This is a genomic window from Caballeronia sp. SL1002 (genome assembly GCF_057814995.1).
On the sequence record NZ_JBYMUW010000005.1, the window covers coordinates 469,723 to 488,366 of the forward strand.

20 protein-coding genes are annotated in these 18,644 nt (G+C 62.7%); 10 read left to right on the forward strand and 10 right to left on the reverse strand.

Annotated elements, in window-relative coordinates:
* Window positions 1-443 precede the first annotated feature (443 nt).
* Both AC3D25_RS26610 and AC3D25_RS26615 read left to right on the forward strand, forming a co-directional pair.
* Window positions 444-1,286: a 3-oxoadipate:acetyl-CoA acetyltransferase gene (locus tag AC3D25_RS26610; protein WP_488891476.1), complete on the forward strand. Its 843-nt coding sequence runs from the start codon at window positions 444-446 to the stop codon at window positions 1,284-1,286.
* A 141-nt stretch (window positions 1,287-1,427) separates the two neighbouring features.
* Window positions 1,428-2,657, forward strand: coding sequence for a porin (locus AC3D25_RS26615; RefSeq protein ID WP_488891477.1), 1,230 nt, complete (start codon window positions 1,428-1,430; stop codon window positions 2,655-2,657).
* A gap of 96 nt (window positions 2,658-2,753) precedes the next feature.
* Here AC3D25_RS26615 and AC3D25_RS26620 read toward each other — a convergent pair whose 3' ends face one another.
* A complete protein-coding gene (locus AC3D25_RS26620; RefSeq protein ID WP_488891478.1) occupies window positions 2,754-2,882 on the reverse strand; it encodes a hypothetical protein in 129 nt (42 codons plus the stop codon).
* 25 nt (window positions 2,883-2,907) lie between these two features.
* Window positions 2,908-3,654 carry a sulfite exporter TauE/SafE family protein gene (locus tag AC3D25_RS26625; protein WP_488891479.1) on the reverse strand — a complete coding sequence of 249 codons (747 nt, stop codon included), beginning with the start codon at window positions 3,652-3,654 and terminating at the stop codon, window positions 2,908-2,910.
* 131 nt (window positions 3,655-3,785) lie between these two features.
* Here AC3D25_RS26625 and AC3D25_RS26630 point away from each other — a divergent pair, with 131 nt between their 5' ends.
* Complete coding sequence (locus tag AC3D25_RS26630) at window positions 3,786-4,679, forward strand: LysR family transcriptional regulator (RefSeq protein ID WP_488891480.1); 894 nt, start codon at window positions 3,786-3,788, stop codon at window positions 4,677-4,679.
* Between the two features lie 3 nt (window positions 4,680-4,682).
* On the opposite strand, the gene kdgD is transcribed toward AC3D25_RS26630, so the two are convergent.
* Entirely contained in the window at window positions 4,683-5,600 is a 918-nt protein-coding gene (kdgD, locus tag AC3D25_RS26635; protein WP_488890716.1) for a 5-dehydro-4-deoxyglucarate dehydratase, read from the reverse strand.
* 44 nt (window positions 5,601-5,644) lie between these two features.
* Complete coding sequence (locus AC3D25_RS26640) at window positions 5,645-6,412, reverse strand: FadR/GntR family transcriptional regulator (RefSeq protein WP_488891481.1); 768 nt, start codon at window positions 6,410-6,412, stop codon at window positions 5,645-5,647.
* 451 nt (window positions 6,413-6,863) lie between these two features.
* Here AC3D25_RS26640 and AC3D25_RS26645 point away from each other — a divergent pair, with 451 nt between their 5' ends.
* The 4 genes from AC3D25_RS26645 to AC3D25_RS26660 are packed head-to-tail and all read left to right on the forward strand — an operon-like array spanning window position 6,864 to window position 9,810.
* Entirely contained in the window at window positions 6,864-7,613 is a 750-nt protein-coding gene (locus AC3D25_RS26645; RefSeq protein ID WP_488891482.1) for an amino acid ABC transporter permease, read from the forward strand.
* Window positions 7,610-8,263 (forward strand): amino acid ABC transporter permease, encoded by a 654-nt coding sequence (locus AC3D25_RS26650; protein WP_488891483.1) that lies wholly within the window; start codon window positions 7,610-7,612, stop codon window positions 8,261-8,263. Before AC3D25_RS26645 ends, AC3D25_RS26650 begins: the two co-directional genes overlap by 4 nt.
* Entirely contained in the window at window positions 8,247-8,975 is a 729-nt protein-coding gene (locus tag AC3D25_RS26655) for an amino acid ABC transporter ATP-binding protein (RefSeq protein WP_488891484.1), read from the forward strand. The genes AC3D25_RS26650 and AC3D25_RS26655 overlap by 17 nt, the downstream gene beginning before the upstream one ends.
* 40 nt (window positions 8,976-9,015) lie before the next feature.
* Window positions 9,016-9,810 carry a transporter substrate-binding domain-containing protein gene (locus AC3D25_RS26660; RefSeq protein ID WP_488891485.1) on the forward strand — a complete coding sequence of 265 codons (795 nt, stop codon included), beginning with the start codon at window positions 9,016-9,018 and terminating at the stop codon, window positions 9,808-9,810.
* Window positions 9,811-9,867: 57 nt separating this feature from the next.
* On the opposite strand, the gene AC3D25_RS26665 is transcribed toward AC3D25_RS26660, so the two are convergent.
* The 4 genes from AC3D25_RS26665 to AC3D25_RS26680 form a co-directional block, all read right to left on the reverse strand.
* Complete coding sequence (locus AC3D25_RS26665) at window positions 9,868-10,959, reverse strand: MBL fold metallo-hydrolase (protein WP_488891486.1); 1,092 nt, start codon at window positions 10,957-10,959, stop codon at window positions 9,868-9,870.
* Window positions 10,960-10,993: 34 nt separating this feature from the next.
* Window positions 10,994-11,533, reverse strand: coding sequence for a nucleoside deaminase (locus AC3D25_RS26670; protein WP_488891487.1), 540 nt, complete (start codon window positions 11,531-11,533; stop codon window positions 10,994-10,996).
* 271 nt (window positions 11,534-11,804) lie between these two features.
* Complete coding sequence (locus AC3D25_RS26675; RefSeq protein ID WP_488891488.1) at window positions 11,805-13,010, reverse strand: MFS transporter; 1,206 nt, start codon at window positions 13,008-13,010, stop codon at window positions 11,805-11,807.
* Window positions 13,007-13,795, reverse strand: a complete 789-nt coding sequence (locus tag AC3D25_RS26680) for a DeoR/GlpR family DNA-binding transcription regulator (protein ID WP_488891489.1) — start codon at window positions 13,793-13,795, stop codon at window positions 13,007-13,009. Before AC3D25_RS26680 ends, AC3D25_RS26675 begins: the two co-directional genes overlap by 4 nt.
* A 155-nt stretch (window positions 13,796-13,950) precedes the next feature.
* Here AC3D25_RS26680 and AC3D25_RS26685 point away from each other — a divergent pair, with 155 nt between their 5' ends.
* Window positions 13,951-14,391 (forward strand): SET domain-containing protein, encoded by a 441-nt coding sequence (locus tag AC3D25_RS26685; protein WP_488891490.1) that lies wholly within the window; start codon window positions 13,951-13,953, stop codon window positions 14,389-14,391.
* Between the two features lie 56 nt (window positions 14,392-14,447).
* On the opposite strand, the gene AC3D25_RS26690 is transcribed toward AC3D25_RS26685, so the two are convergent.
* Entirely contained in the window at window positions 14,448-15,209 is a 762-nt protein-coding gene (locus AC3D25_RS26690) for a 3-oxoacyl-ACP reductase (RefSeq protein WP_488891491.1), read from the reverse strand.
* 163 nt (window positions 15,210-15,372) lie between these two features.
* Between AC3D25_RS26690 and AC3D25_RS26695 the strand changes: the two genes are divergently transcribed.
* Window positions 15,373-16,449, forward strand: coding sequence for an NAD(P)H-dependent flavin oxidoreductase (locus tag AC3D25_RS26695; protein ID WP_488891492.1), 1,077 nt, complete (start codon window positions 15,373-15,375; stop codon window positions 16,447-16,449).
* A gap of 13 nt (window positions 16,450-16,462) precedes the next feature.
* Here the strand turns inward: AC3D25_RS26695 and AC3D25_RS26700 are convergent, their stop codons facing one another.
* The gene (locus AC3D25_RS26700; protein WP_488891493.1) at window positions 16,463-16,870 is read right to left on the reverse strand and encodes a rubredoxin; all 408 of its coding nucleotides are present in this window, start codon (window positions 16,868-16,870) and stop codon (window positions 16,463-16,465) included.
* A 382-nt stretch (window positions 16,871-17,252) separates the two neighbouring features.
* Here AC3D25_RS26700 and AC3D25_RS26705 point away from each other — a divergent pair, with 382 nt between their 5' ends.
* Window positions 17,253-18,641, forward strand: a complete 1,389-nt coding sequence (locus tag AC3D25_RS26705; protein WP_488891494.1) for an HdeD family acid-resistance protein — start codon at window positions 17,253-17,255, stop codon at window positions 18,639-18,641.
* Window positions 18,642-18,644 lie beyond the last annotated feature (3 nt).

The window sequence follows — 18,644 nt, forward strand, 5'->3', positions numbered from 1 at the left end:
CGCCGTTTAACGAAAAATCGCGACGCCGTTCGTCGATGCCGTTCGTCGATTCCGCACTGCCAGTTCGCGGAATCGCTCACCGGTATACGGCGCGCGTTTCATAAAGTTTAGGGGAAAGGTCGAATATTTTGTCTGAGCAATCGTCGTTCCGCATCCCTCGCGGGTCGATCGGCGAACACATCGGGTCGGCGGCACGCTTGCTCGCCGACCGACGCATCGCCGACACAAAGCTTGCAAATGTCGCGCAATGCGCACGAGCTCCGCCGGCACAAGCCCGAAAAAACGCGTGTGTCTCCGATGCGACGTTCTAGGGTTTTCTTGGGTTGTGACTTTGATCCCGCGACGCCACGATCCTTAGTGTACTAGCTAGTTAAAAATGGTCAGACTTATGGCGCGCGTTTCGCTGGAGTCGGGCTTTGTCGTCGGCTTAACCGGAGGGCAGCATGACCGAGCCGTGCATTATTTCCGTCGCGATTACAGGTTCCGTTCCGCGCAAGAAGGACAACCCGGCCGTGCCCGTCACGATCGCCGAGCAGATTGAAAGCACGCAGGAAGCCTACGAGGCGGGCGCCACGCTCGTGCATCTGCACGTGCGCGACGAACAGGAAAATTCGAGTTCGGACCGCGCGCGCTTCGCGGAGCTTCAGGACGGCATTCGCCGGCATTGCCCGGAGATGATCATCCAGTTCTCGACAGGTGGCCGCGGACGCTCGTTCGAACAGCGCGGCGCGATGCTCGATCTCAATCCCGACATGGCATCGCTTGCGACGGGATCGGTGAATTTCCCGACCACGGTCTACGAAAATCCGCCGGATTTCGTGCGCTCGCTTGCGCAGATGATGCTCGACCACGACGTCAAGCCCGAAATCGAAATTTTCGATCTGGCGATGCTCTACAGCACTGGCGATCTGGTTGCGAAGGGTCTGCTTAAATCGCCCGTGCATGTGCAATTCGTGTTCGGCGTGAAGAACGCGTTGCCCGCGCGCCGCGAGATTCTCGAATTCGAGGTCGCGCAACTGAAGGCGCTATTGCCGGATGCGACCTGGACGGCGGCGGGGATCGGCCGGCATCAGCTTGAAGTGAACCACTGGACGCTGCAAATGGGCGGTCACTGCCGCACGGGACTCGAGGACAACGTGCGCTGGGACAAGGACACGCTCGCGACGAGCAATGCGCAACTGGTGAGCCGGGTCGTTGCGTTGTGTGGCGAATACGGCCGCGCGGTCGCGACGGCGGCAGAAGCGCGCGCGCTGCTCAAACTTTCGAAAACCGTTGCGAACAACTGACGGTTACCTAGTCAGCCAGATTACACGACGGTATTATCCGTCCCCAGAATAGCCATTCATAAAGCCCCCGAGAGCGCGAAATCATCGCGATTCACAGGGGCGCTGAACGCCAAAAACACCAACGTAGGTAGAGGAGAGAAGATGGGCAATTTCAACAAATCAAAGGCAGCCATCGTGGCCGGTGCAGCGTTCGTCGCAGCGCCGGTATTTGCACAGAGCAGCGTGACGCTCTACGGTATCGTCGACGATTCGATCGTCTACCAAAGCAGTCAGACGAACTTGGCTAAGACCAATCCGGGCCGTTCGAACGTCAAGACCGGTTCGGGCGTCTGGGCGGGTAGCCGCTTCGGCCTGAAGGGTTCCGAAGATCTGGGCGGCGGCACCAAGGCCATCTTCCAGTTGGAGTCGGGCTTCGATACCAACTCGGGTTCGGGTCAGTTCACCAACGCGCTGTTCGCGCGTCAATCGTGGGTCGGCGTGACGAACGCCGCCTACGGTACGGTTTCCGCAGGTCGCCAGTACGCGTCGTACTACACCATCATGTCGCCGTACAGCCCGACCAACTGGCTGACGGGCTACTACGGCGCGCACCCGGGCGATCTGGATGGTCTCGACACGATCTACCGCGCAAACAACTCCATCGTCTACACGTCGCCGGTGCTTTACGGCCTGACGCTGAGCGGTTCGTACTCGTTCGCGGGCGTCCCGGGCAGCGTGTACCAAGGCTCGACGTGGGCGACCGGCGCGCGATACACGGCAGGCCCGATCGGCCTGGCGGTGGCATTCTCGCGTATCAACAACGCAGCCAACGGCGGCGGCATCTACAGCGGCGCATCGACGACCGTCAACGACCCGACGAGCACGACGGGCGGCGGTCAGGCTGGCGTGTCGGCGATCACGGCTGGTTACCAACGTGCGCAAGCGCAACAGCGCTTCGCGGTCGGCGGTGGCTACACGTTCAACAGCGCGTGGGACATCACGGCGACCTACACGAATGTTCAATACATCCCGGGCGTGAATTCCGGCTTCGCGAGCGAAGCGGTCTTCAACACGGCTGGCACCGTGCTGCACTGGAAGGCATCCCCGACGTGGGACTTCGGCGCTGGCTACAGCTACACGTGGGCAAGCAAGGCGAACGGCATCAACGACGCAGCGTCGTACCACCAGTTCACCTTGTCCCAGTACTACTCGCTGTCGAAGCGCACGGGTCTGTACGCGCTTGAGGCATTCCAGCGCGCGAACGGCCGGACGCTGTTGGCAAACGGCAATCAGACGGCTGCCAACGCGTCGATCGGCGACGGCTTCCAAAGCGCACCGTCGGCATCGCGCAGCATGTTCGCAGGCGGCGTCGGCATTATTCACCGCTTCTAATCGAAAGCGGTGGCGGACTCCGGTCCGTGTGTCTCACGAAAAACTCCCGGCGCGTAACGCGCGCCGGGAGTTTTTTTATTGGGCGGTCCCTGGCGCTCAATCGCGGCAGTGGTCGTTCTCGCGACGGCTCGCGCATAAGCGCGCACGTCTGAACGCTGCGATCTTCACCGCAATGCTCGCGAGCACTGCAAGCGCGCCGATCGTGTCGAGGCAAGCGGACATCATGGATGCCTCCGCAGCGCCTTCGCGGTCAAAACAGAGGCCGCACGACCAGTTGCAGGCCGAGCAGCAGCAGGCACGCGAAAAAGCAGCGCTTGAACGTCGCGATGCTCACGCGGCGGCGGACATGCTGTCCGGCCCACATGCCGATCAACGCCGGCGCGACGGCGAGCGTCGAAGCGGCGATATCGCCGGTCGCGAACGCGCCACCGCCGGTCAGCCCGATCGCGAGCGCGACGGTCGATACCGTGAACGACAAACCGAGCGCCTGAATCAAATCTTCCTTGTCCAGACCGAGCGCCTGCACGTAGGGCACGGCGGGGATCACGAACACGCCGGTCGCGCCGGTGATCAGCCCGGTCGCGATGCCCACGACCGGCGACAACCATCGCTCGGCGCGCGGCGGGATCGCGAGCGGGCGTCCCGCCAGTCCGTAGCACGCGTAAAGCATCAGCGTTACGCCGAGCGCGACACGCGTCCAGCCGTGATCGCTCGCCATGAACCACGCGCCGGCAAGCGTCCCCGCGACGATGCCCGCCATCATCGTAGAGAGGCGCCGGGCAAGCGCGCCGAAACGCCGCCGCCCAAGCAACTGCCAGACGTTCGTGACGAACGAAGGAAGGATCAGCAGCGACGCCGCGCTCGCGGTCGGCATGACCGCGCCGAGCAGGCCCATGGCGACGGTCGGCAGGCCCATGCCGCTCACGCCCTTCACCATGCCGGCAACGAGAAACGTGAGCGCGATCAGCGCGATCCGCGCAGGAGAAGGATCGGTCATTCGAGGGTTTTTGCATCGTTGGAAGTGCCTTTATTCTGCGTGAATCCGCCCGTGCCGCAATGCGCGAGATTTTGAGTCTGCCTAAGGCTACGGCTTAGGCAGAAGCACCCAGCGCTGCTACTATCGCGAACATGCGCTTCGATCTCATCGACCTCAGGCTTTTTCTGCACGTGCTCGAAACCGGCAGCATCACGCACGGCGCGGCGCAGGCGAATCTGTCGCTGCCGTCCGCGAGCGCGCGGCTGCGCGGCATGGAAGAGACGATCGGCCTGCCGTTGCTCGAACGCGGCCGGCGCGGCGTCGAATCGACGCCAGCGGGCGATACGCTCGCGCATCATGCGCGGCTCGTCCTTCGTCAGATGGACGAGCTGCACGGCGAACTGGGCGAATATTCAAAGGGGTTGAAGGCGCAGGTCCGCTTGTGGACCAACACGGCCGCGATGACCGAATTTCTGCCCGCCGCGCTCGCGCCTTTTCTCGCGACGCGGCCGAACGTGGACATCGTTCTGAAAGAACGTTTGAGCGCGGAAATTGTGAAGGCGGTCGCGGGGGGCGTCGCGGAAGTGGGGATCGTCGCGCGCGCTGTCGATCACGCGAACCTGGCGCATTTTCCGTTCGCGGTCGATCGGCTCGTGCTGGTCGTGCCGCGCGACAGCGAGTTCGCCCAGGCCGGGCGAATCGCGTTTTCAGCGGTCGCAGCGTACCCGTTTGTGGGATTGAGCGCGGGCAGCCCGCTGCAGGATTATCTCGGCGAGCACGCGGCGCGCGCGGGGCACGCCGTCGCGTTTCGCGTGCGCCTGCGCACCTTCGACGCGATCTGCCGGATGGTGGCGCATGGTGTCGGCTTTGGCATCGTGCCGGAGACGGCCGCGCGACGATGCCGCCGCTCGATGTCCATCGCAACGGTCCGGCTGACCGATGCGTGGGCGACGCGGCATCTCGACGTCTGCGTGCGCGACGTCGATGCGCTCACGCCGGTTGCGCGCGAACTGGTCGAGTGTCTGTCGGCCAGTGCGCGCGCCTAAGTCTTACTGCGCGCCGAGCTTCTTGATGAGCACATCGAGTTGCGCCATTTCGTCTTCCGTCAGATCGGTCAACGGCGCGCGCACCGGACCGGCGCTATGGCCGACGAGCGTCGCGCCCGCCTTCACGATACTCACCGCATAACCCGCGCGGCGATTGCGGATCTTCAGATACGGCAGGAAGAATTCGTCGATCAAACGCCCCGTGGTCGCGTGATCTTCGGCTGCGATCGCGCGATAGAACTCCATCGCGGTCTTCGGGATGAAGTTGAACACCGCCGACGAATACACCGGCACGCCGAGCGCCTTGTACGCGGCGGCATAGACTTCCGCCGTCGGCAGGCCGCCAAGATAAGAGAAGCGATCGCCGAGACGACGGCGAATCGTCACCATGTTCTCGATCTCGCCGACGCCGTCTTTAAAGCCGATCAAGTTCGGGCACGAATCGGCCAGACGTTCGAGCATGTCGGCATTGAGCTTCGAATTGGCGCGGTTATAGATAATCACGCCGATATTCGGCACCGCCTTGCAAACCTGCTCGGCGTGATCGGCGATGCCTTCTTGCGACGCTTCGGTCAAATAATGCGGCATCAGCAGAACGCCGTTTGCACCAAGACGTTCGGCTTCCTTCGCATACTCGATCGCCACGCGCGTCGGGCCGCCCGCGCCCGCGAGAATCGGCACTTTGCCTTTGCAGGTTTCGGTCGCGGTGCGGATCACGTTCGTGTAATCGCTTTTCGTCAGCGAGAAAAATTCGCCCGTACCGCCCGCCGCGAACAGCGCCGTTGCGCCATAGGGCGCGAGCCATTCGAGTCGCTCGGCGTAGGTATCGGCGCGGAAATCGCCTTGGGCGTCGAAGTCGGTGATCGGGAAAGACAGCAGACCTTCCGATACGATTTGCTTGAGTTCTTGCGGTGTCGTCATGGGTGAATGAGTGTGGGAGTTGTGTCGTCTGCTTCTCGGGTGCTTCAATCGCTGCCTTGCGCGCGGCGCAGGCGCTCGCGGCTGTTGATCAAATGCACGCGCATCGCGGCGCGCGCGGATTCCGCATCGCGCCGCTCGATGGCGTCGAGGATCTGCTCGTGCTCGGCGTTCACACGCCGCAGATAATCGGCGAATTGATCGGCGGGAATCGGCGTCGCGACGATCCTCGTGCGCGGGATGATGCCTGCGCCGAAGTGGTCGAGCATCGCGCTGAAATGGTGATTGCCGGTCGCGCGCGCGATCTCGCGGTGAAAGCGAAAGTCTGGCGGAATGGTGTCGATGCCGGCGTCGATATTGCGCGCGATCTCTTCGATCGCCGCGCGCATGACCGCGAGTTGTTCGTCGCTGCGCCGTGCGGCCGCGAGCCCGGCGCACTCGGTTTCGAGACTCACGCGCAGTTCGAGCGCGGCGAGCACTTCATCGGATGCGGCCATGTCGGCGGGATGCAGGCGGAAAATCTCGCCGGGACGCCGGTTCTCGCCGTCGCGAAGATCGCGCACGAACGTGCCGATGCCGTGCCGTGTCTCGACAAGGCCGGCCGCCTGAAGGCGGGAAAGCGCCTCACGCACGACGGTGCGGCTGACGGCGAATTGCCGCGCCATCTCCGCTTCGGTCGGCAGACGGTCGCCAGCGAGTAAGTGATCCTCGCGGATCTGCGCTTCCAGTGCGCTCACGAGCACAGCGGTTCGGCTGCGGCGCGCGGGCGCGTTGACAGCCGCCGCGCGGGTCATCTCGTCAGGATTGCGGAGCACGGCGAATCTCCGTGAAAAGTGGGCTGGTCGGCAATTGCGTACCGTTGACAGGTCTCATGGCGACCGATGATAGTCGTCCCGATGTTATCTGACAACGTATCACATACCCGAGTGTGGACCCTTACTCCGCGCACTTGCCGGCAGTGATGCTCCCGCAAACGGCGAAACGCGCGATACCACAAATCGTCTGTATCCGCCTTGAGCAGCCGAGCGCGATTTTCTTTTCAAGCGTTCAGCATCGGATAAACCCTTACATAGTGATTTCGATAATGTACGTTGTCGTACATCGATGCTAGTGTTACCCAAATGCGTCGGGGCATCCTGAAAAACTGATTCATCCGGCCCGATCGCAAAGCATTTTCAGCATAGCGACCACGCCCGGCATCGCACGGGCGGGCGGATACCGGGCGAAGAAGCCGGTGTGCGCTCCACGACGAGACAAGCGCCGGTTATGAAATTCACTCTAGATTTCAGCAGTCTTTTGCCGTACTGGCCCGTCTTCCTGAAAGGCGCGTGGCTCACGCTCAAGATGACGACGGTCGCCATTTTCTTCGGTCTGATACTCGGCACGCTGGTCGCGTTCGCGAAGCGCGGACGCTCCAGACTGCTATCGCGCGTGTGCTCGGTTTATATCGAGGCGGTGCGCAATACGCCGTTCCTTGTGCAGATTTTCCTGCTGTATTTCGGCCTCGCGAGTATCGGCGTGCGCATGCCGACCTTCACGGCGGCGGCGCTTGCGATGATCATTAATATCGGCGCTTACGCAGCGGAAATCATTCGCGCCGGACTGGAATCGGTCCCGCGCGGGCAGATCGAGGCGGCTGAATGTCTCGGCCTGTCGCGCTGGCGGATCGGCTGGCATGTGATGCTGCAACCGTCGATCGAAAAGGTTTATCCCGCGCTCACAAGCCAGTTTTTGCTGATGATGCAGGCGTCGGCCATCGCGTCGCAAATCTCCGCCGAGGAATTGACGGCGACCGCCAACACCGTGCAATCCGATACGTTCCGCTCGCTCGAAACGTACATCGTCGTGGCGGCGCTCTATCTGGCGTTGTCGCTGCTCATCAAGCTGATTGCGTGGGCGGTCGGCGAGTATGCATTCAAGCGCCGCCGCGTGGTGCGCCGCGCCGCGCTGAATGCGGGCAAGACGCCGCCCGCGCCGCCGCGTATCGATACCGCCGTGAAGGGAGGTGCGGCATGACCGGCGGCTTCACGCTCGCGCACCTGATCTATCTCGCGAGTTCGATTGGCTGGACGCTCGTGCTCTCGGCGCTGGCGTTCGTGCTTGGCAGTATCGGCGGATTCGGCGTGATGCTCGCGCGCATCTCGCCGCGACGCTGGCTGAGCCGGACGGCGATCGTCTATATCGAGGCAATTCAGGGCATTCCGCTGCTGATCCTCTTGTTCATCGTGTACTTCGGTTTGTCGGTTTACGGCTTCGAGGTTCCCGCGCTCGTCGCGGCCGGTCTTGCGCTAATGGTCTACACGAGCGCGTATCTCGGCGATATCTGGCGCGGCTGCGTCGAAGCGATGCCGAAGCCGCAATGGGAAGCAGCCGAATGCCTTTCGCTGTCGCGCTGGCAGACCTTGCGGCTCGTCATCATTCCGCAAGCCGTGCGGCTCGCGCTACCGCCGACAGTCGGCTTTCTCGTGCAGGTCATCAAGATGACGTCGCTTGCTTCGGTGATCGGCTTTGTCGAACTGACGCGCGCGGGGCAGATTATCAATAACTCCATTTTCCAGCCGTTCCTCGTGTTCGGACTGGTCGGCGTGTTCTATTTCCTGCTGTGCTATCCGCTTTCGCGCTGGAGTCAATCGATGGAAAGGAAGCTCAATGTTGCCAATCGTTAAGCTCGACGATGTCTACAAGAGCTTCGGCTCGAATCAGGTCCTCAAAGGCGTTTCGTTCGAGGTCGCGAAGGGCGAGATGATCGCCGTGATCGGCGCGAGCGGCTCGGGCAAGAGCACGGCGCTGCGCTGTATCGACCATCTGGAAACCATCGATCAAGGCACGATTGAAGTGTGCGGCATTCGCGTGGACGATCCCGCCGTGAACCTGCATCAGTTGCGGCTCGAAGTGGGCATCGTATTCCAGAGCTATAACCTGTTCGCGCATCTGACCGTGCAGGAAAACATCATGCTCGCGCTGCGGCACGTCAAGAAGAAGCCACGCGACGAAGCGCGCCGGATCGCGCTTGCGGTGCTCGAACAAGTCGGACTGGAGCAGAAAGCCGATGCGTATCCCGAGCAATTGTCGGGCGGCCAGCAGCAGCGCGTGGCGATCGCGCGCTCGCTCGCGATGTCACCCAAGGTCATGCTGTTCGACGAAGTGACCTCGGCGCTCGACCCTCAGCTAACGGGCGAAGTGCTGCGCGTAATGGAGGATCTCGCCGCCGACGGCATGACGATGATCCTTGTCACGCACGAGATGGCGTTTGCCAAGCGCATGGCCGACCGCATCATCTATATGCACCATGGCAAGGTCTGGGAAGTGGGCGGCGGCGACATGCTCGATGCGCCGCAAACGCCCGAACTACGCGCCTTTTTGAACAACGGCCTTTGAAGCCGCCGAATATCGAACCGACTATAAAACGGAGACAACCATGAAACTGAACCGATTCGTGATGCGTGGATGTGTCGCGGCGCTCGTGCTTGCAGGCGTCTCGCACGCGGCATTCGCGGACCAGCTCGACGACATCAAGAAGGCGGGCAAGGTGCGCGTGGCGATCGCCATGGGCACGCCGCTTTTCAGCTACGCCGACGCCAACCTGCAACCCGCCGGCTCCGACGTGGACACGGCGGCGGCCCTCGCCAAGGATCTCGGCGTCAAGCTCGAACTCGTGCAGATCACGAACGCCGCACGCGTGCCGACGTTGCAGGCGCAACGCGCGGATCTCGTGATCGCCGATTTGTCGATTACGCCGGAACGCGCCAAAGTGGTCGATTTTTCGATTCCCTACGCGGTCATCACGATCATCGTCGGCGGCCCGAAGGAAATCAAGATCAAAAACTATGACGATCTGAACGGCAAGACCATCGGCCTCACGCGCGCAACGGTCAACGACACGATCACGACGCAAATGGCAAAGGGCGCGCAGATTCAGCGTTACGAGGACGACGCGACGCTGATCACATCGATGGTCACGGGACAAGTGGAAGTGTTTTCGAGCACGCCGTCGAATCTGGCTGAAATGGCGAAACGCGCGCCGCAGCGCAATCTCGAACTGAAATTCGAACAGAAGGATTTCGACCTGGGCATTGCGATGAACAAGGATCAGCCGAAGCTCAAGGAATGGGTCAACAACTGGGTTAGCACGAATCAGAAGAACGGCAAACTGAACGCGATCTACAAGAAGTATCACGGACGCGATTTGCCGGCTAGCGTGACGAAGGGCTAAGCGCTTAGCGCCATTTGCCGCTAAAGAAAAAGCCGCGCCATGTGCGCGGTTTTTCTTTCATTGCGGCGGCTTCGATTCGTCGAGTTTGATCATCTGACCATGCCGCAGCACGGTGAATTCATCGGGCGGCATGCCCGCTTTTTCAGTCGCTTCGGCGAGCAGTTTTGGCGCTTCGTCGAGGGGATCGTCCGCGAGTTCGAACGTACCCCAGTGCACGCCGATGGATCGTTTTGCATGTACGTCGCGATGAATCTGTACCGCTTCGGCGGGCGTCACGTGTTGCGCCTGCATAAACCAGCGCGGCGCGTAAGCGCCAATCGGAATGAGCGCTAGATCGAATCCGCCGAATTTCTTGCCGATATCGTCGAAGTCTTTTGAATACCCCGTGTCGCCCGCGAAATAAAACGAGAACGGATGCGCGCTCTGCGGCGGCGTCGTGACGACCCAGCCGCCCCACAAGGTTTCCGAACGATCCGTCAGCGTGCGTGCCGACCAGTGCTGCGCGGGCACGAACGTTATATCGAGACCCGCTGCGTGCGTCATATTCCACCAGTCGAGTTCCTGCACGTTCGTCACGCCATGATCGTTCATCCACGCCTTGATGCCGAGCGGCACGAGAAAGAGCGGCGGCCCGCCAGCCTGCGCGTTAAGCCGTTCGACGCTTGCTGTATCGAGATGATCGTAGTGGTTATGCGAGATCACCACGATGTCGATATGCGGCAGTTCATCGAGTGACAGGCCCGGCGGAACCTTGCGCTTCGGACCCGCGAACTGAACGGGCGACGCGCGCTCCGAAAAAACCGGATCGGTCAGAATATTGACGCCGTTCATTTGCAGCAGCGCAGTGGAATGCCCGATCCACGTGAGCGTGTTTTCTGCACGATTCGCCTTGAGCCACGCAACATCCGGATGATCGACGGGAAAGCGATAGCCATTCTCGGGCGGTTTGGGCAGGCCTTGCGTCCAGCGTTCCCATTGCCATTTCAGGAAGGAGGGACGCGGCAATTGCGTGTAGTTGTTGTGATAGCCGCGGGCGTCGTGATGCGGCGTATCGGCCGGGGAGGTTTGAGCACTGACGTGACCGGTCGCGGCCAGCGAGGCGAATGCGACAGTGGCAGCGACGGCGTGGAAGAAGGCGGGACGGGTCATGATGATGGTTGCGCAATGCGCGTTCCCGTCGCGGTTATCGTGAGGCCCAGAATTCGCGTTGCACGCGCAGCACTTCTTCTTCGATCTCGTCGATAGGTCCGATCAGTTCGACTGGCTTCTGACCGTGATCGAATACATAGCGCGAATCGACGCTCATCGTGGGGTTCTCGCTGTGATCGCCTGTCGCTTCGAGCAAGCGCGCTTCGGTCATACCGTAGACAACGCGTCCGATATTGGCCCAGTACGCGGTGCCGGCGCACATGCAGCACGGCTCGACGGACGTATAGAGCGTGCAGCCCCATAGATATTCCGGCGTGAAGTTGAGTGCCGCGACGCGGGCGAGCACGGACTCGGCGTGGTTCACGGTGTCGACATTGCCTTGCTCCATCAGGACGGTTTCCTGATCGGGACCGACGAGGATTGCGCCGAAGGGATGATGACCGAGCTTCGTTGCGCGTTCTGCGACGGCGCAGGAGTGGCGCAGGTGGCGCAGGATCTGTTCGCGTGTTGGGGTGAGTCCCTGTGCGGGGAGATCGGAGGCGGGTGCTTGTGCTGGCTTGACTGTGATGCTCATGTTCGGCTCCGGACGTTTGTTCGAGTGCTCGAAGGATACCGTAGGCGGGGTTTTTTATTTTTTGGTTTTGCTGGCGCTGGGTGGTCCTGTTTGCCTGCGCTTTTTGGGAGCTTGGTTTCGCCTAGGTCTGTTAGCGCGCCGCTGTGCGCGGCAGGTTGGCGCCGTGGGGCGGCTTGAGGGTGGGTTATAGCGTTCCGATGTTCGGGCAGAAAGCACTGAACGACAACAAACCATCAAACCCAACCCAGCGACGCCACAAAAAAATCACGCCTCAACGCGGTACCGCCGCGTCCTTCTCGCGGCCACCCCGCGAAGCCCGCTGCCCAACAGCGCGCCCGCCAAAAACCGCAACAACGAGCGTGGCGAACAGCAGCGAAAACAGTGCGAGACGCAGCCCGACCACACCTGCACCGAAGCCAATGAGCGGCGGCCCGATCAAAAAGCCCGCATAACCCGCGGTGGCGGCCATCGAGACACCGGTCGCGGGCACCGGCGTCGATCGGCCCGCGGCGCTAAAGATCACCGGCACGATGTTCGCGAGGCCCACGCCCACGAGCGCGAATCCGACGCAGGCCGTCACCGCCGAAGGCCATCCGAGTACAAGCGCCAGTCCCACGGCCGAAATGACGCCGCCAATCGCGACCACGCTGCGCGAGCCGAGCCGCTTCACCGACACATCGCCGATCACGCGGCACGCAGCCATCGCGAATGCGAACGACGTATAACCGAGCGCGGCGGCGCTGGCGTCGCCGTTGAGTGTGGCGCGCAGGAACACCGCGCTCCAATCGGCCACGGCGCCCTCCACGAGCATGCACAAAAAAGCCAGCATCGCGAGCTTCATCACGGCTGCACTCGGGATGGCGAGTCCGTGCGACGCCTCGCTTTCCTCCATGCCGTGGGTGTCGTGGATATCGCGGGATGCTCGAAGGTCGCGCAACGCGACGAGCGCCGCCGTGACGACGAGCGCACCGACGACCGCCGCGGGTATCGCCAGTCCGGCGGACACGCTCGGCGATGCCTTCTGAATGGCCGCGCCGAATGCCGCGCCGAGCAATCCGCCGAAACTCCACGCCGCATGAAACGACGACATGATCGGCGCGTGCCAGCGCGATTCGATCGTGCTCGCGTGTCCGTTCATCGACACATCGAGCGCGCCGTTCGATGCACCGAGCGCGAACAGCACAAGTGCGAGGCACGCAAAGTTGGGCATCAGCGCGGGGAGCGGCAGCAGGACGGCAAACGCGACGCCGAGCAACGCCGTGGCGCGCCCGCTGCCCATGCGCGGTGCGAGTTTCCCGGCGAGCGGCATCGCGATGATCGCGCCCAGCGCAAACGCGAACAGAGCAAGACCGAGCATGGTGTCGGAGAGACCGAGCATTTCCTTCACGCGCGGCACTTCCACGGCCCAGGCGCCGATGCCCAGCCCGTTCGCCAGAAAGATGGCGAGTGTGGCGAAACGTTCCTTGACGGGTCTCATGCGCGCGCCACCAGGACACGGCCGCAATGCGACTGATAGGCCGAGAAGATCATATTGCCCACGTCGGATTCGAGGATCAGGCAGTCTATCGACGCCGACGATGTCACGTGGTAAGGCGTTGCCGTCATCAATTTCTCGGTGAGCATGGCGAGGGCGACCTGTCCGCTGGATTCGACCATCGCCCGTTTGAGTTCGGCCTCTTCGGCGTCGAATGCGCCGACGCCTTCGAGCGGATCGATCGAGCACGCGCCGAGAAAGCACAGATCGGCGCGGATGCGCTGGACCTGCAACAGCGCCGTCGATCCCATCGATCCGCCGCTTTGCGCGCTCATCTGGCCGCCGATCAGGATGGTGTTGAAGCCGCCGCGCAGCGTGAGGCTCGACGCGGCATCGGGCGAATTCGTGATGACGGTGAGATTGATGTCGCTCGGCAGCGCCGCCGCGATGGCCGTGTTGGTCGTGCCGGCGTCGAGCAGCACGACGGAGTTGCTCCGGACCAGGGAAACGGCCGTGCGCGCGAGGCGCGCCTTGCGGTCGGACGCTTCGCGCGCACGCTCCGCTGCCGGCGCGCTGGCGGGTGAATTCAACAATGCGCCGCCGTAGACGCGCTTGCAGTGTCCGGCGGCCGCGAGCGCGCGCAGATGGCGGCGGATCGTATGTTCCGAGGTGCCGAATTCAACCGCGAGCGCCGACGCGGAAACTCGCCCTTGTTGGCGCAGGCGCGCGAGAATTTCCAGTTCGCGCTCGTTGGGAAGGAGGGATTCGGGGACATCGCGCAGCAGCATGATTGCGTTCCTTGCGGGATTAATCGAGCAACAATGTGCATCAGTGTGCAAGATCGAGCGGGATCGGTCAAGCGCAATCCGTTCGCACACGTGAACGCCGCTCGTGATAATTTTTGGCGCGAATACACTCGCTATCGATCAAAGAGGAGAGCGTCATGCCGCGTTTCGTCGTTCGCAGGTCAAGAGTGCATGGTCGCGGCGTCTTCGCGACAACCGGTATCGATTGCGGCACGCGGCTGCTGGAATACACCGGACGGGTGACCTCGTGGGGGCGCGCGGTGCAGACGTACCGCAGGAGCGGCGCAGAGAGCGGCCACACGTTTTTCTTCGGTCTGGAGGACGGGCGAGTGATCGACGGCGGATGCGGCGGAAATTCGTCGCGCTGGCTCAATCACGGCTGCGAGCCGAACTGCGAGGCGGTGGAGCTGGACGGACGCGTGTTTATCGAGGTGATCGCAGACATTGCGCCCGGCGACGAATTGCTGATCGACTACAGATTGCAGACAGAAGCACGGACCTCGGCGCGGCTGCGCGAGCAATACCGCTGCCGGTGCGGCGCGCAACATTGCCGCGGGACCATGCTCGAACGTGCATGAGGGACATCGCGAGACGGCGCTCAGGCGCGCCCGTCTGCATCTGTATTAAGCGGCGCTCAGCCCTTCACCAGCCCGCCGTCCACCACGAGATTTTGACCCGTCACCGCGCGCGCCCATGGCGAGAGGAAGAACAGCACGGCATCGGCGAACTCGGCGGGCGTCGTGACCCGGCGCAGCGGCGTGAGACTGGCAATCAAGTCGAACACCGCTTCCGGCGTGGCGGCGCTTGCGTCGGTGGTCCGCAACAGACCGCCCGACACCATGTTCACCGTGATGTTGTCCGGACCGAGATCGTTCGATGCCGTGCGCGTCAGCGATAGCAATGCAGCTTTCGCGGCCGTGTAGTCGTGATACGGCACGACAGGGTTCTGAAACAGGTTCGTCCCGACATTGACGATCCGCCCGAACTTCTTCGCGCGCATTCCGGGGAGCGCGGCTTGCAGCGTGTTGAGCGCGCCCTTCACCGAACCGTCGAGTTGCTGCTGCATGCGCGACCATTCGATCTCGCCGATCTTCGGCCGGGCGTCGCCGTCGAACTGAAAATGCGCGAGCGCATTGTTCACGATCGAGACGACGGGATGCCCGCTCGCGTCCTCCGCCGCCCGGAAAAGCCGCGCGACTTCGGTGGCGTCGGTTACGTCGGCTTGCAGCGCGATCACGCGCGGACCGAGTTCATCGGCGAGCGCGCGGGCCGCCTGCTCGCTTTGCCGGTAATTCACGATGACGCCCGCGCCTTCGCGCGCCAACGCACGCGTAATGGCCGCGCCCAGACCCCGCGCGCCGCCGGTGACGAGTACCCACTGTTCCGATAAGAGCATGTCGTTCTCAAAATTCGTTGAGCGCCGATTGTCGCCTAAAAAGCGCGAACGCGGTCGGTCGAAAGCTCGCGATAAAAGCAGGATAATAAGCATCGCGTGAGCGCGGCCCGATCGAGGCGCGAGCACTGCGACCGTTAGCGCTCGAACACCAGGAGAAAACCACATGGCTGGCTGGCAGAACCGACGCGTGCTCGATCTTTTCGGGATCGACGCGCCCTTGATCGTCGCGCCGATGGCGGGCGCCGGCACGCCGGAACTTGCGATCGCCGTGAGCGAGGCGGGCGGACTTGGCTCGCTGCCGTGCGCGATGCTGAGCGTCGATCAGGCTCGCGATGCAATCGAGCAACTCCGGGCAGGAACGAGCAAATCCATCAACCTCAACTTCTTCTGCCATACGCCGCCGCAACCGGACGGCGCGCGAAATCTCGCGTGGCGGGCGCGGCTTGCGCGCTACTACGTCGAACTCGGACTGGACCCGGAAGCCACGCCGCCGGCAACCAGCCGCAATCCGTTCGACGATGCCTATTGCAAGCTCGTCGAAGCGTTTCGTCCCGAAGTCGTCAGTTTTCACTTCGGGCTGCCCGACGGTCCGCTGCTCGGTCGCGTCAAGGCGACGGGGGCGAAGGTGATGGCATCGGCGACCACCGTTGCGGAAGCGCGCTGGCTCGAAGCGCATGGCTGCGATGCGGTGATTGCGATGGGACTGGAGGCGGGCGGCCATCGCGGCAACTTTCTGACCGACGACATGAACACGCAAGCCGGCACGTTCGCGCTCGTGCCGCAGATCGCGGACGCGGTGTCCGTGCCGGTGATCGCGGCGGGAGGGGTCGCCGATGCGCGCTCGATCGTGGCGGCGTTGGCGCTTGGGGCGTCGGCGGTGCAGATCGGCACGGCCTACTTGTTCTGTCCCGAGGCGAAGATCAGCGGCCTGCACCGGCGCGCGCTGCGTGCGGCGACCGAGGACGGGACCGCGCTCACGAACCTGTTCACGGGCCGTCCGGCGCGCGGTATCGTCAATCGAGTGATGCGCGAAGTCGGTCCGCTGTCGCCGCTTGCGCCCGCTTTTCCGCTCGCGGGCGGCGCGCTCGCGCCGCTGAAAGGGAAGGCCGAGCAGGCGGGTTCCGACGATTTCACGAACCTGTGGTCGGGTCAATCCGCTCGGTTGGGACGCGAAATGCCGGCGCGCGATCTGACGCGAACGCTTATTGAAGAAACGCTTGCGCGGCTTGCTTCGTTCTAGCGCTGATAGCTGCTTAGAACTCCACGACCGCGAAATCTTCCTTGCCCACGTCGCAAAGCGGGCATCGCCAGCCGTCGGGGATATCGGCGAACAGGGTGCCGGGTGCAATGCCTTCTTCGGGGCAGCCCGCTTCTTCGTCGTAGATCCATCCGCAAATCACGCAGACCCATTGCCTGAATTCGCGCGATTGCCTCACGCGCGGCGCGCTGGGCGCTGCGTCCCGAACGTGTTCGGACGGTGTATCGAGGCTGACGACCGCCGGCGCCGACGACGCTCCTTCGACGGCGATCCGCTGCGTGAGACGCGCGAATAATTCACGCGCTTCGGTGTCGGACAATGCGATCTTGCAATCCCCGGAGTCGCGCCGACTCAAACGATCCGGCGAGAACTGGATTTCGACTGCAATGCCTTTTTTATACATGAACGATCATGGTGCGATGTCAAGCGAGGGCTCGAGTTTAGGGACAATCAGCGCTTCGATAAAGACTCATCGTAGAGACGCGCTATTTCCGCACGCGAAAGGATAAGGATTCGCCGCGCCGACACTTACGGACCTTTTCCGCGGAAACTTTATTGAAGATACAGGTGCGATAAGCTGGCGAAACTTGGCGCGCAGAAGCGACGCAGAAGCGACGCAGAAGCGATACGGTGCCGATCGGGACCGAAACGCCCCTGAAAGAAGGACCTAAAAGAAGGTGCATTTGTCGTCGCGCTGGCAGATTCATGCCCGTCTAGGTACGATGTCGTCAGTCCCGGCGCGCGAGCGCTTTCGCGTATCGTCGCCGCGTAATAACGAGGGGCCTATGGTACGTCTTGTGTTGCTGCTGATGGGTGTCGATTATCTTCGCGAACGCTGGCGCGGTCTTTTCGCGCTCGGCGTGATCTGGCTGCTCGCGGGGCTGATCATATTTATCGACGCCCTCGATAACGCGCTCTATTTTCCCATCGATTTCTTCGCCTACCTTTTCCTCGCGGAAGGACTCGGCACGCTCGCGGTCGCCTCGACCGGCGTCGGCGGACAACGCATTCTGCGTTACGTGAAGGGGTTTGCCGTTGTCATTGCGGCGGCGTTGATCTTCGCCGGGCATCATCACGGTAACTTCATCCTGTCGATGATTTTCGGCACGCTGTTTCTCGCTGACGGATTGCTGCAGTGCCTGTCGGCATACATGGTGCGATACCGGCGCTGGCGTCTCGCCTTCGCCTGGGGCGCGACCGAAATAGCGATCGCGATATTCTTCTATCAACCGTATCCGACCCATTACGTCGGCACGCTGCCGTACTGCCTTGGCTTGTTCCTCCTGTTCGGCGGGCTCAATATGATTTCGCTCGCGATGCGCGTCCGGCGTCTCGCCCGTAATCCCGCTTTTGCCACCGCCCGCAATCCGTCGGTTGAAGCCGAGACGCTGCCCGGCTCGCCGCGTTCGCCTGCTTTTGCACAATCGGAATGGGACGGGCCGCCTGCCGCGGACGAACGCGCGCTCACCGTGCATGTGTGGACACCGACGGGTTCGTCGAAAGCCGAGGCGCAAAATTATCCGATCGTCGACCGCTATATCGCCGCGGTCGATATCAACGGCGTCATCTCGACCGGGCACGCCGCGCTCGAAACGCCCGAGGGTATCTACATCAGCCTGTATCCCGGCGTGGAGATCGACCGCTCACCGGACGAGTTCGCGCGGCTCTTGCGCGCCACGCGCGAGAACGATATTCCGGGCGTGTTTCAGCCGGACTATGCAACGGAATCGAAGGCATGGTGCGCATCCACGGTGCAGGTGCGAATCCGCAACTACGATCCCGCGAAACTCGCGGCGTTCTGGGAGCGCTATCAGCAAGAGAAGATTTACAACCTGACGCATCGCAACTGTTCGAGCACGGTCGCGTATGCGCTGGAGGCGGCGATCGACGGCGCAGTGGGCCGCCTGCGCGGCGACCGTGCGGGATGGGGCGCGTTCATGCGCGTGCTCGTGACGCCGGAGTTGTGGGTCGCCGCGCAGATTCGCAAACGCGCCGTCACGATGGCGTGGACGCCCGGCCTGACGCTCGACTACGCACGCGCGCTCAGCATGCTCGCCGATCCACGGCCGTTCGCGTGGTGGAAGGTGGCACGCACGGCGCTTGGCCGGATCGTGCGTTCGCGGCGCGCTTGGCGCGAAGCGGATAGCGAGGCGAGCGGGACGCCGCGCGGGTGATGT